This window comes from Humibacillus xanthopallidus, assembly GCF_006717145.1.
Taxonomy (GTDB): domain Bacteria; phylum Actinomycetota; class Actinomycetes; order Actinomycetales; family Dermatophilaceae; genus Humibacillus; species Humibacillus xanthopallidus.
Window position 1 is genome coordinate 828,636 of sequence record NZ_VFQF01000001.1, and the last position, 12,440, is coordinate 841,075.

Consider the following 12,440-nt stretch of genomic DNA (forward strand, 5'->3'; position numbering starts at 1 on the left):
CCGGACGGCATCTGTCCCGAGGGCGCGCCGGGCGCGTGGCGGGGCGAGTCGCGCCCCCGTGGCAGGATTGTCCGGTGCCGACCCCCGTCCAGACCACCAGCCGACCCACCCGCCCCACCCGCACGAGCGACCTCGTGCGGGCTGCGCGCCGTGAGCCGGTGGAGCGCACTCCGGTCTGGTTCATGCGGCAGGCCGGGCGGTCGCTGCCGGAGTACCGCGCGATCCGTGAGGGCATCCCGATGCTCGAGTCGTGCATGCGGCCCGACCTCGTCACCGAGATCACCCTGCAGCCGGTTCGCCGGCACGGCGTCGACGCCGCCATCTTCTTCAGTGACATCGTCGTGCCGCTCAAGGCCATCGGCGTCGACCTCGACATCGTGCCGGGTGTTGGGCCCGTCGTGGCCCACCCGATCCGGCAGTGGAGCGACCTCGACCAGCTCGAAGAGCTGACGCCGGAGCACGTCTCCTTCATCAGCGAGGCCGTGGGGATGCTCGTCGCCGAGCTCGGCGAGACGCCCCTCATCGGCTTCGCCGGCGCCCCCTTCACGCTCGCGTCCTACCTCGTCGAGGGCGGCCCGTCGAAGAACCACGTGCTCACCAAGGCGCTCATGCACGGCGACCCCGAGCTGTGGGACGCCCTCTGCGCCCGGCTCGCCCAGATCTCGGGTGAGTTCCTGCGCGTGCAGGCGCAGGCAGGTGCGAGCGCGGTGCAGCTCTTCGACTCCTGGGCGGGCGCCCTGTCGCGGGCCGACTACGCCGCTCGGGCGATGCCGCACTCCGCCGTCGCGCTGGGCAAGGTCGCCGACCTCGACGTGCCGCGCATCCATTTCGGCGTCGGCACAGGCGAGCTGCTCCAGCTCATGGGCGAGGCGGGCGCCGAGGTCGTCGGCGTCGACTACCGCACGTCGCTCACCGACGCGGTCGACCGCCTCGGACCGGGGTATGCCGTCCAGGGCAACCTCGACCCCGCGCTGCTCTTCGCCCCCTGGGAGGCTCTCGAGCGCCGCGTGCGCGAGATCGTCGAGGAGGGCCGTCACGCGCCCGGTCACATCTTCAACCTCGGGCACGGCGTGCTGCCCGAGGTCGACCCCGACGTGCTGACGCGCGTCACCGCGCTCGTCCACGAGTGCTCGAGCCGCCGATGACGTTGGCCACTGCACCCTCCGTCGCCCGCTCGAGCCTCACGATGTTCGGCGGGTCCGTCGCATCGCGCGTGCTCGGGGTGGTGCGCAACGGCCTCATCACGGCGATCATCGGCGCCTCCTTCGCCGGTGACGCCTTCTCGCTCGCCAACACCCTGCCCAATGTCCTCTACGTGCTCGCCGCGGGCGGCATCCTCAACGCGGTGCTCATCCCGTCGCTCGCCCGGGCCATGAAGCTCGAGGACGGCGGCCAGGAGTTCACCGACCGCGTCATCACGGTGGCGCTCACGGGCATGGCCGTCATCACCGTCGCCGTCATGGCGGGTGCCAGCGGCTTCGTGTGGCTGCTCGCACGCAACTCCTCGCCGGAGTTCAAGGACCTCGCGCTCGCCTTCTCGCTCATCTGCCTGCCGCAGATCTTCTTCTACGGGCTCTTCGCGCTCCTCGGTCAGATCCTCAACGCCCGAGGTCGCTTCGGGGCTTTCGCGTGGGCGCCGTTCCTCGCCAACGTCGTGGCGGTCGCGGGCCTGCTCCTGTTCATCGTGCTCTTCCCGAACCACGCCCGCGGCGAGGCGGTGCCGGAGCCTCGGACGCCGCAGGAGTGGACCGGCCCGATGATCTGGCTCTTCGCCGGATCGGCGACGCTGTCGGTCATCGTCCAGGCCCTCTCGCTCGTGCCGGCGCTGCGCCGCACGGGCTTCCACTACCGGCCCCGCTGGGGTATCCGGGGCGTCGGGCTGGGCGGTGTGAGCCGGCTCGCGATGTGGGCCTTCTACGGTCTCGCGATCTCGCAGCTCGGCTTCTTCATCAGCCAGGGAGCGCTCAACAACGCGACGGCGTCGGGGGAGAAGCTCGGTCTCGACGACATCGTGCGCGGTCCGGCCGCCTACGCCGTCGCCTTCACGCTCTTCATGCTGCCGCACGCCTTCGTGACCGTCTCGATCATCACCGCGCTCTTCCCCCGCTTCTCGGCCGCCGCGGCCTCGGGTGACGACGACTCGCTCAAGCGCGACTTCCGCACCGGCCTGACGATGCCGCTCGTCGCCAACGTGCCGATCATGGCGTTCGTCATGGTGCTGGCCGGCCCCATCGTCGCCCTGCTCAACCCCGGCCTCGACCCGCGCTCGGTCCAGGTGTCCGCCTCGGTGCTCGTCATCATGATCCTCGGGCTTGTGCCCTTCGGGATCGACCTGCTCTGCTACCGGATGTTCTTCGCCCTGGAGGACGGCCGGCCGACGGTCACCATGCAGGTGCTGCTCACCGGCATCAGCCTCCTCGCCGGGCTCTTCACGCTCTTCGTCAACCCGGTCTGGGCCATCGGCGTCATGGCGTTCGGCCAGACCATCGGCAACATCGTCAGCTCGGGTGCCGGGCTGATGCTCCTGCGGCGTCGCATCGGCGCACTCGGGCTGTCGTCCGTCCTCGTGACGGCGTCGCGCATCGGGCTCGCTGCCGCTGTCGCCGGGCTCGTCGCGTGGGGCGCGACGACCGTGCTCGAACCCATCCTCGGTGGCACGATCGAGGGCTCGTCGACGATCCTCAAGCGCATGTTCGCCGCGAGCTTCGAGATCGGGCTCGTCGGCCTCGTCTTCGTCTCGATCTACCTCGGCCTCGCCCACGCGCTGCACGTGCGCGAGATCCGCGACCTCTCGACGATGGTGCGCCAGCGCCTCGTGCGCTAGCCGCCGACGAGCGCGAACGCCGCCCAGTGCCGTGGGTGCGCATAGCCGACCGGACCGTGCACGACGTCGCGCGACGTGCCCACGGGTGAGACCCGCCGGTCCGTCGCCGCCGCCGCATCCACGTCCGGTCGGGTCGAGACCTCCTCGCTCAGCCTGCCGTATGCCGTCCGGGCCGCATCGCTGCTCAGCCCCCGCAGCCACTGCTGCGCCTCGTGCAGGGCGGTGGCCGTGTCGGCACCGGCGAGGAGGCGCTCGTAGAAACGCCCCATGAGCAGGGCGGAGGACCTGTCGTCGACGGCCCACAGCGTCACGACGACCGCCCTGGCCCCGGCCGAGAGGACGCCTCGAGCCAGGCCGAGCAGCTCGTCGCCTCCGGCCGGGCCGCCCTCGCCCGAGTGGCAGGCACTGAGCACCACGAGGCGGGCACGGAGGGTGAGGCCTGCGATCTCGGCCGCCTCCAGCGCAGCACCGTCGGCGAGGAGCACGCACGAGGCCTGCGGGTTGTCGCGGTCGAGGAGGCCATGGGTCGCGAGGTGCACGACGGGTGCGGAGCCGAACGCTGCGCGGACGGCCTCCTCGGTCGCCGCCGGGCCGAGGAGCAGCTCTGCGTCCGGCAGGACGGCGGCGACGTGGGCTGCCTCGACGCGCGCACCGGGGAGCGGGGGCGCCGGCGCGCTCAGCCCGGAGACCGGGTCGGTGAGGCTCATCGCATCGGGGTCGCCCACGACGAGGGCACCCTCCCAGGAGGCCGGGTCCTGACCGGCGTCGGACGGGCCGGCGAGGGTCACGAGGCTGGCGCTGGGCAGGTAGCGCACGACATGCTGGTCGCCGAAGGGCACCCCGTCGAGCGGGAGCGCGTGGAACGGCATACCGGTGGTGGGGCCCGAGGCGACGACCACGACCTCGCGGGCGGCGCGCAACGCGTCGGCGACCGGCACGAGGAGCTGCTCGGAGAGCGCCTCGGCGTCGGTCGTGGCGGGGAGGCCGTCGGCGCAGGCGGCGCGGAAACGGCTCGCCGCCCCTGCGACGGACCACACGTCGCGCGCGTGATGGGTGGCGAGGACCCCGGCCGGCCCGATGACCCAGACGAGCACCTCGCCAGCCGCGACGAGCAGCTGAAGCAGCACGGCGTCGGGGGCCAGTGCTGCACTGACGTCTTCGACAGACACCGGCGCTGCGGCGGGGTTCACCGTGCGCCAGTGGTCGGGGTCGAGAGCGGCGAGGTGGTCCTGCGCCGACCGGGCGGCCTGCTGCGCCTCGTCGCGCTCGGCCCGGAGCCGGGCCAACGCGTCCGGGCCCGCGTCTGCGGCGATGGCGAAGAGCAGGCGGCGGCTGGCGATCTCGAGGTCGGCGTTCGCGCCGCGCCAGGCGGCGACCGCGTCGTCGGCGTCATCGGGAGCAGAGCCGGCAGGACCGGGAGGGTTGGGCGCCGGGTTCCGGCGACGGGCCGCGCCGCCGGAGACGAGGTCGACGAGGGCTCGGGCCTGACCGCGCATCGCGAGCTCGGCTGCCTCGGCGGGTCGCCCGTCGTCGAGGGCGACCCGGGCGGCGGTGCGCACGAGGTCGGCGACGACGACCTGACCACTGACAGCCGTGCGCAGCTCGTCGTCGGAGATCGTGCTGCGGCGCAGGTCTGCCGCGCGCAGCCCGGCCAGGAGCTCGGCCGAGGCGGCTGTCCGGTCGCCCTGCCCCTCCCTGAGCAGCCCGGCGGCGAGTCGGGCCTCGACCTCGTCGGCGACGCCGGACCACCACGGCGCGCCGCCCGCCGACGCCTCGAGCTCCGCGAGCAGGGGTGCGGCTCGGTCGGGTTCGCGCAGTCGCACGAGGGCCGAGAAGCCTTGCAGGAGAAGCCTTCGACGCTGGAGGGCCAGCATCGACGCGATGGCCTCCGCCGGCAGGGTCGACACGGCAGCATCGACCCCCGCACCGGGGCCGATGCCGAGGACGCCCGCCGCGTTCGCCGCGAGCTGCGTCTGCACCGCGGCCGCCATGACGTCTGCGGCGATGGCGTACTCGTGCCGGCTCGCCCGCACGGCGAGCAGAGCCCCGGGGTGGTCCGTCGTCGCCAGGACGAGCGCTTCGTCGAGCAGCCGTGTCGACCCCTCGTCGTCGCCTTCCTCGCTGCGGCGCTCTCCCTCATAGACGAGGGCGACCGCGTCGCTGCCCGGCGCGGGCAGCTGTGCGCCGAGAGCCGCCACCACGGACGGTGTCGAGTGGTAGCGCTCGGCCACGGCGCGCATCTGCGCACCGTCCCTGTCGACGACGGCGATCTGGTAGAGCTGCATCAGCAGGAGGCCGAGCTCGGTGCTGACGGCCGAGGTCGCCGCCTCCGACGTCGCTGCGCCGAGACCGGCGATGGCCTCCTCGACGAGGAGGCGGGCGCGGCGGGTCGAGCCCACCGACGCGAGCACCTGGGCGCGGTCGATCGTGCACCGGGTCAGGTGCTCGGTGATGCCTGCGGGGCGGGCGAGCGCCTCGGAGAGGTCGAGGGCGGCCAGGGCCGGCTCGGCGGCGACGGCGGAGAGGCGCCACAGGCGGCTCACCCTCGAGCAGAGCTGGGCGAGCCCGAGCACGGTTGCCGCGCCGGTGCGCTCGCCGACCCCTGTCGCGGTGTCGGCGGCGAGGGCGGTGTCGGCCGGCAGGCGGCCGGCGGCGAGGCGAGCGAGACCCAGGTGGGTCGCGGCGGCGGCGCTGCCGGCAAGGTCTCCGGCAGCGCGGTAGGCGGCGAGGCTCGTCTCCGCCTGCTCGACCGCACCCGCCGCATCGCCCGTGGCCGCGCGCAGCCAGGTGCGGCGCAGGGCGAGGTGTGCCGTCCACGTCGGCCCGGTGAGCAGCGCAGCGGCGCGGTCCCACGCCTGCTCGGCGGCGACGAGGTCGAGCGCGACGGCGCCCTCACGGTCCTCGAGGCCGCCGATGCTGCCGTCCAGCCCGATGACCGGCTGCAGCGAGCAGTTCCACACCGCAGGGCTGCTCAGCGGCGCCGCGGCCCAGTCGCCGCGCAGCATCTCGACGTAGCCCCGCACCTCGCCGTCGGCCGCGACGGCCTCCACCGAACGCGCGGCTGCCAGGGCCTGCTCGCGTCGACCCGCTCGACGGTCGATGTCGGCCAGCCAGAGACGGGCGATCTGGCCCGTGCGCGGGTCGATGCTCTCCGCCGAGCTGACGAGCGAGGCTCCGGCCGTCGCGACCTGCTCGAGGACGGCGAGGCTGAGAGCTCCGGCCCACGGGTTGTCGGGCGGCAGCATCGCCTGCCACTGGAGCAGCCCGGGCACCTCGAGGGCGGCGAGCTCGCACAGGGTGCGCACCGGCGGAGAGGCGAGCGAGAGGGCGCCCAGCACCTGCTCGAGGTCGGCGTCGACCTCACCGACCGACCCGGGGAGCTGCACCATCTGCCGGGCGCCACCGTCCGGCAGTGCGACCAGGGCCAGCAGCCGCGCCAACCGGGCGAACGCCGCTGCGACGGCGGCCTCGTCGGCCTGGTCGGTCGCCGTGTCGGTCAGCGAGTGGGCCGCGGCGTGCCGGTCACCGGCCGACAGCCGGCGCAGCGGCCCCTCGAGCCGCGGAGCGACGCGGACGGCAGCCCGCACCAGCTCGTCGACCATGACGTCGATCGGGTGACCGGGCATGCGTCCTCGCTCTGTCGGGTCCTGCTCCCCCGAGGATAGGGGCCTCAGTCCGTCGACGACGGCGGTGTCGGGGCAGCCGCCGGTGCCGGGGTCGCGGCCGTCGGGGCGGCCGGGGTCGCGGCTGCGACGCTCGGGGTGGCGCCCGTCGTCCGCTGGCGCCTCCGCACCACGCGCAGGGTGACGAAGGCGCCGAGCCCGATGAGCAGCAGCCAGGGCAGCAGCACCGCGAGGCCGGTGAGGATGACGGTGAGCGAGGTCAGCAGCGCCTCCCACGCGCCGCGCAGACCACCGACGACGCCGCTGCCCTCGTCGACGACGGCTGCGGCGGCCGGGGTCCACATCGTCACGGTGACCTCCGACATCGTCGTGCGCTTGTCGAGGTCGGCGAGCTGCTGGGTGAGCGCGTCGAGGTCGGACTGGCGACGGGTCAGCTCGCTCTCGAGGACGAGCAGCTGCTGGAGGTCGGTGGCCTTGGCCATGAGGGCCCGCACCCGAGTGATGCTGTCGCGGGCCGGTCCGATCCGCGCCTGGGTGTCGATGTAGGTCGCGGTGACGTCCTCGGCCTGCGCTGAGCGGTAGGACACGGTGCCGAGCGCTGACAGCTGGGTGAGCACGCCGTCGAGCTTCTCGGCGGGGACGCTGAGGGTCAGCCGTGCCTGGTGCAGCCCGACCGGAGCCCACGTGCCCGAAGAGCCCGTGACTCCCGTGAGGCCCGTCGACGGTATGCCGTCCGGGCCCGTCCCCGAGGCGCCCTGCTTCGCGGCGCCGACGGGGTCGACTGCCGTGACGACGTCCTCGCTGAGCACCGTGCCGCCGGCGCTGGTGGCGATGATGCGCGCCTGACCCGCCGAGCCGGCGAGGTCCGTCACCTGCAGGCCGATCCATGCCGTGCGGGCGATCTTCGTGGCATCGAGGGCGGCGGCCGCTTGCGGCGTCAGGAGGGCGCCGCCCGCCGTCTTCGCGGAGTCGCTCGACGCCTGGGGGGACTCGGGCGTGCCGCTGCCCGCTACCGACCCTGCCGACCCTGAGGAGTCGGACAGGCCGGGCGCTCCAGCCGAGCCGGCCGCGCCGCTGGCGTCTCGCTGGACCTGCGCGGGCGCGCCGGCGGTCGAGGCCTCCGACCCCGAGCCGCCACCGCCCGACAGCCGGGCCAGGCCGATCGGGACGGCGAGCGCGATGACGGCCAGTGCCACAAGGGTGATCGCGATGGCCCGACCGTGCGCCCTGCCGAAGGATCGTGCGCGGTCCTGCCACGATCGCCCCTCCCCGGGCGGACGTGCCCCGGCGCCACCCACGACGGGCGCCGATGAACTCGTCGAACCCTGCGACGGGCTCTGAGACGAGCCCTGCACCGAGCTCTGCTTCGAGGTCTGGGACGCGCCCGTGGTCGTCCTGTCCGGGCTGGTCGTCATCGTCATCGGAGTCCCTCTCACGGGGGCGGCGGGGCCCTGCTGTCACACCGCTTCTGACCATCAAGACACGCGGCACTGCGCGAACGTTGCAGCCGCCATCACCGGCACCTCCCACCACAGGCACCTCCCACCACCGGCACCTCTCGACCTCCGTGAGCCGGCCCGAGCCCGGTACGAGGTCGCGGACCCGCGAGCGGTCGTGACATCGGCGGGTGACACAGTGGTGGCATGCGCAGGAAGGTCGCCGTCATCGGTGGGGGGATCGCCGGTCTGGCGGCCGCGTGGGAGCTTGCACGGCACGACACCGACATCTCGGTGACGGTCTACGAGGGCAGCGACCGGGTCGGCGGCAAGCTGCGCCTCGAGCAGGTCGGGGGAGCGCTCGTCGACGTGGGCGCCGAGTCCGTCCTCGCCCGCCGCCCCGAGGCCCTCACCCTCTTCGAGGAGATCGGGGTCGACGGTCGCACCACGCACCCGGCCGCCGTCGGGGCCACGATCGTCTCGGGTGGCCGGCGCTGGCCTATGCCGTCCGGCACCGTGATGGGCGTGCCCTCCGACCCCGAGTCGGTGCGCGGCCTGCTGACCGATGCCGAGGTGCAGCGGCTATCCGACGAGCCGCTCGCCCCGCTCACGGCCGACGACGTCTCGGTCGGTGACTTCGTCGACGTCCGGCTCGGGCCCGCGGTCACCGACAAGCTCGTCGAGCCCCTTCTCGCCGGCGTGTATGCCGGCCACGCCCGACGCATCTCCCTCGACATGGCCGTGCCCGCCCTCAGCCGCGCTGCCCACGAGGGGCGCTCGCTGCTCGAGGTCGCGCGCGAGGCCCAGCTGGCCGCGCTGTCGGCGCCGACCGCCGTCCTGCCCGTCTTCGCTACGCTCGTGGGCGGTCTCGGCACCCTGCCGCCCGCGCTGGAGGCTGCCCTGCTCGACGCCGGGGTCGAGGTGCGCACGCGCGCTGTCGTCCGCGAGCTGCGACCCGACGGCGACGGCTGGGTCGTCGGGGCCGGTCCGACGACCGCTGTCGTCGAGGAGCGACACGACGCCGTGGTCATCGCCGTCCCAGCCCACCCCACGGCGCGCCTGCTCACCGACATCGCACCCACGGCGGCCGGGCAGCTCGCCCGCATCGACTACGCGTCCATGGCGATCATCACCCTCGCCGTCGACGGCCGGCCCGACGCCCTGGCGGGCACGAGCGGCTTCCTCGTGCCACCGGTCGAGGGCCTGACCATCAAGGCCGCGACATTCAGCACGACGAAGTGGCCGTGGCTCGCCGACGCGCACCCGGGCCGCACCTGGCTGCGCGCCTCGATCGGTCGCCACGGCGAGGAGGCCTCGCTGCAGCACGACGACGCCGTCCTCGTCGAGACCGCCCTCACCGACCTCCGGAAGGTCGTGGGTGACCTGCCCGACCCGGTCGCCGCCCACGTGCAGCGCTGGGGCGGGGGACTTCCGCAGTATGCCGTCGGGCACCGACGCGTCATCGAGGTCGCCCGGCGCGACCTGCCGCCGACGATCACCCTGGCCGGGGCGGCATACGACGGGGTCGGGATCCCCGCCTGCATCGCCTCGGGACGCGCGGCCGCACGGGCGCTGCTCACCCCCTGAGGGCACGGTCAGGGGCGCTTGTCATGATGGGTTCATGAGCGATCGACTGACTCCGGCACAGATGCGTGAGATCAACGAGACCATCCGCTACTCGATGTGGTCGGTCTTCGCCTCGGCGACACCGTTGGGCGAGGACCGCGACAAGGCCCTCTCCGAGCTCGAGGCGTTCCTCGCCGAGATCGCCGAGCAGGGGGTCGTCGTGCGCGGCCTCTACGACGTGGCCGGGCTTCGGGGCGATGCCGACCTCATGATCTGGTGGCACGCGGCCACCATCGAGCAGCTCCAGTCGGCCTACCACGGCTTCCTGCGCACCGAGGTGGGCCAGCACCTCGAGCCGGTGTGGAGCAACGCTGCGCTGCACCGCCCGGCGGAGTTCAACAAGAGCCACATACCGGCCTTCATGGCCGACGAGCAGGCCCGCCGCTACGTCTGCGTCTACCCGTTCGTGCGGTCCTACGAGTGGTACCTGCTCGACGAGAAGGAGCGCCGCGACCTGCTGCGCGAGCACGGGCAGATGGCGCGGGACTACCCCGACGTGCGGGCCAACACGATCGCGTCCTTCGCGCTCGGCGACTACGAGTGGCTGCTCGCCTTCGAGGCCGACGAGCTGCACCGCATCGTCGACCTCATGCGCGAGCTGCGGGCCTCGGGGGCTCGCCGGCACGTGCGCGAGGAGATTCCCTTCTTCACCGGCCCCCTCGTCGACCCGGCGCACCTCGTCGCCAACCTGCGCTGACGCCCACGTGGCCGGGGCTGCAGGCGCCGCCTCGGGTCAGCTGTCGAGGTTCTTCGCGATGATGACGATCGCGGGGATGAGCAGCAGGGCGAGCCAGGACCGCGTCAGCGCGAAGGCGGCGATGCCGATGAACGGGGCGAGGGCGCTCAGGGTCGAGCTCAGCCGGCGGTGAGACGTGGCGGGCCGCGGGGCCGGCAGGTTGCGGCGGGCCGGGTCTGCCTCGAAACGGGGCTGCGGCTCCGGCAGGTCGGCGAAGAGGGCCGTGATGTCGGAGCGCGTCACCGCGTCGCGGGCCCGGCCGCGCCGGTCCTCGTACTCGAACGCGTCGAGCCGCCCGGCGGTGTGATGCACCTCGAGGGCCGCGAGCGCGTCGTCGCGCTCGCGGGTCCCGATGCGGATGTCCCCGTCGCCGTTCATGCTCCCAATCTAGGCGAGAGGGCGCGCGGTCTCAGGCGGACGTGGACGGGTCGCCCTGCTGCTTCGGCTGCTCGTCGGGCTGCAGGCGCAGCGAGATCGAGTTGATGCAGTAGCGCTGGTCGGTGGGCGTGTCGTAGCCCTCGCCCTCGAAGACGTGACCCAGGTGGCTGCCGCAGGTCGCGCAGCGCACCTCGACGCGCTTCATCCCGAAGGCGCGGTCCTCGATATACTCGACCGTGTCGCCGGCGAGGGGGGAGTAGAACGACGGCCAGCCGCAGTGCGACTCGAACTTCGTGTCGCTGCGGAAGAGCTCGGCGCCGCACGCGCGGCACGAGTAGACGCCCTGCGTCTTGGTGTCGGTGTACTCACCCCGGAAGGCGGGCTCGGTGCCGGCCTGACGCAGGACCTTGAACTCGGCGGGGGTCAGGGACTCGCGCCACTCCTGCTCACTGCGCTGGACGGCATACGGCTTGCTGGAGGTCGTCTTGTCGCTCATGTCCGGACCAACGCCACGGGCGCCGACTTTGTGCCCGTCAGGGCGCGAGAAGGAGGCGCGCGGGCGTGCCCGGCTCGCCGCGGTGGGCACCTGCGGCGGTGCGGGCACGGTCTTTGCGACGATGGGGCCCGTGCAGTGGCGGAAGGTGGTCTCGCGGCCCGCGCTCGTCGCCGCGGCGGTGGGCAGCGGGTCTGCCGTGGGTGCTGCCGCCGGCTCCGTGGCGGCGGCGGCCTACTTCGCCCGTCGGGTGCTGACCCCCGACGAGCTCCAGCCCGACAACGTCATGATCCTCGACCGCGACGCCGACTCGGTGACCTTCACAGCGACGCTCGACACGACCGGACCGGGTCGCTACGGCGTCTGGCTGGCCGGCGGTCTCGGCCACGCGCGCGTCGGGCAGGTGCTCCTGCAGGACGCGATGACGGTCACCCGTGAGCTCATCGCGGTCGACCGCGGAGAGCTCGCTCCCGGTCCCGCCCGGTGGAACCAGTACTTCTACTGGGACCGCCCGTCGGTCAGCCTCGGCCTGCCCGAGGAGGACGTCAGTGTGCTCTCGGACGTCGGCGGGCTGCCGGGGTGGGTCGTGCGGCCCGACCCCGACGTGCCCGCGACGGGCGACTGGGCGGTGCTTGTGCACGGCCGTGGCGCCCGCAAGGAGGAGACGCTGCGCGCCGTCCCCGTGCTGCGGCGGGCGGGTTGGACGAGCCTCGTCGCGGCCTACCGCAACGACCGCGACGCGCCTCCGGGCCCCGACGGGCGCTACAACCTCGGCCTCTCGGAGTGGCGCGACATCGAGGCGGCGATGGGGTATGCCGTGTCGCACGGTGCGCGTCGCATCGTCCTCATGGGTTGGTCGATGGGGGGAGCCGTCGTGCTGCAGGCACTCGACCGGTCACCGCTCGCTGAACGCGTCGTCGGGGTGTGCCTCGACTCGGCCGTGCTCGACTGGGGCGTCGTGCTGCGGCACCACGCGCGCGTGCACCGCGTGCCCGGGCCGCTCGCCCGGATGGCCACCGACCTCATGGGCTCACGCGGCAGTCGTCGCCTCGTCGGCGTGCACGAGCCGCTCGACGTCGCGCGCACCGACTGGGTAGCCCGGGCCGACGAGCTGACCCGGCCGATGCTCGTCATGGCGTCCGACGGCGACGACTTCGTGCCCATCGGGCCGGCCGTCGCGATCGCCGGCCGGCGACCCGACATCGTGAGGTTCGAGCGGTGGCAGGTGGCCCGGCACTGCCGGGAGTGGAACGAGGACCCGGTGCGGTGGGAGCGGGCCGTGGCCGACTTCCTCGCGTCGGTGTGACGCCGGTGCGACGCGCGG

Annotated in this window: 9 protein-coding genes; 5 read left to right on the forward strand and 4 right to left on the reverse strand. The window is 73.6% G+C overall.

All coding sequences use genetic code 11. The features are described from left to right. The first annotated feature begins 74 nt into the window (after nucleotides 1-74). Together hemE and murJ are read left to right on the forward strand one after the other, a co-directional pair. A complete protein-coding gene (gene hemE, locus FHX52_RS03725; RefSeq protein ID WP_246069599.1) occupies nucleotides 75-1,145 on the forward strand; it encodes a uroporphyrinogen decarboxylase in 1,071 nt (356 codons plus the stop codon). Continuing rightward, nucleotides 1,142-2,824 (forward strand): murein biosynthesis integral membrane protein MurJ, encoded by a 1,683-nt coding sequence (gene murJ / locus FHX52_RS03730; RefSeq protein WP_246069600.1) that lies wholly within the window; start codon nucleotides 1,142-1,144, stop codon nucleotides 2,822-2,824. The genes hemE and murJ overlap by 4 nt, the downstream gene beginning before the upstream one ends. Here murJ and FHX52_RS03735 read toward each other — a convergent pair. Then, a complete protein-coding gene (locus FHX52_RS03735) occupies nucleotides 2,821-6,450 on the reverse strand; it encodes a CHAT domain-containing protein (RefSeq protein ID WP_141820032.1) in 3,630 nt (1,209 codons plus the stop codon). The genes murJ and FHX52_RS03735 overlap by 4 nt on opposite strands. Nucleotides 6,451-6,494: 44 nt before the next feature. Next, complete coding sequence (locus tag FHX52_RS03740; RefSeq protein WP_141820034.1) at nucleotides 6,495-7,868, reverse strand: DUF4349 domain-containing protein; 1,374 nt, start codon at nucleotides 7,866-7,868, stop codon at nucleotides 6,495-6,497. A 222-nt stretch (nucleotides 7,869-8,090) separates the two neighbouring features. Here FHX52_RS03740 and hemG point away from each other — a divergent pair, with 222 nt between their 5' ends. After that, nucleotides 8,091-9,470, forward strand: coding sequence for a protoporphyrinogen oxidase (hemG, locus tag FHX52_RS03745; protein ID WP_141820036.1), 1,380 nt, complete (start codon nucleotides 8,091-8,093; stop codon nucleotides 9,468-9,470). 34 nt (nucleotides 9,471-9,504) lie between these two features. Next, nucleotides 9,505-10,206 carry a hydrogen peroxide-dependent heme synthase gene (gene hemQ / locus FHX52_RS03750; RefSeq protein WP_141820037.1) on the forward strand — a complete coding sequence of 234 codons (702 nt, stop codon included), beginning with the start codon at nucleotides 9,505-9,507 and terminating at the stop codon, nucleotides 10,204-10,206. A gap of 36 nt (nucleotides 10,207-10,242) precedes the next feature. Here hemQ and FHX52_RS03755 read toward each other — a convergent pair whose 3' ends face one another. Then, entirely contained in the window at nucleotides 10,243-10,623 is a 381-nt protein-coding gene (locus FHX52_RS03755; RefSeq protein WP_141820039.1) for a DUF1707 SHOCT-like domain-containing protein, read from the reverse strand. Nucleotides 10,624-10,654: 31 nt separating this feature from the next. Further along, nucleotides 10,655-11,119, reverse strand: coding sequence for a peptide-methionine (R)-S-oxide reductase MsrB (msrB, locus tag FHX52_RS03760; protein WP_141820041.1), 465 nt, complete (start codon nucleotides 11,117-11,119; stop codon nucleotides 10,655-10,657). A gap of 130 nt (nucleotides 11,120-11,249) precedes the next feature. Here msrB and FHX52_RS03765 point away from each other — a divergent pair, with 130 nt between their 5' ends. Continuing rightward, nucleotides 11,250-12,422, forward strand: coding sequence for an alpha/beta hydrolase family protein (locus tag FHX52_RS03765; protein ID WP_141820043.1), 1,173 nt, complete (start codon nucleotides 11,250-11,252; stop codon nucleotides 12,420-12,422). Nucleotides 12,423-12,440 lie beyond the last annotated feature (18 nt).

Excerpts from the sequence above, each read along its gene's own strand:
- murJ (WP_246069600.1), top strand. The coding sequence starts at position 1,142 with ATGACGTTGGCCACTGCACCCTCCGTCGCCCGCTCGAGCCTCACGATG.
- FHX52_RS03735 (WP_141820032.1), bottom strand. The coding sequence starts at position 6,450 with ATGCCCGGTCACCCGATCGACGTCATGGTCGACGAGCTGGTGCGGGCT.
- FHX52_RS03740 (WP_141820034.1), bottom strand. The coding sequence starts at position 7,868 with ATGACGATGACGACCAGCCCGGACAGGACGACCACGGGCGCGTCCCAG.
- hemG (WP_141820036.1), top strand. The coding sequence starts at position 8,091 with ATGCGCAGGAAGGTCGCCGTCATCGGTGGGGGGATCGCCGGTCTGGCG.
- hemQ (WP_141820037.1), top strand. The coding sequence starts at position 9,505 with ATGAGCGATCGACTGACTCCGGCACAGATGCGTGAGATCAACGAGACC.
- FHX52_RS03755 (WP_141820039.1), bottom strand. The coding sequence starts at position 10,623 with ATGAACGGCGACGGGGACATCCGCATCGGGACCCGCGAGCGCGACGAC.
- msrB (WP_141820041.1), bottom strand. The coding sequence starts at position 11,119 with ATGAGCGACAAGACGACCTCCAGCAAGCCGTATGCCGTCCAGCGCAGT.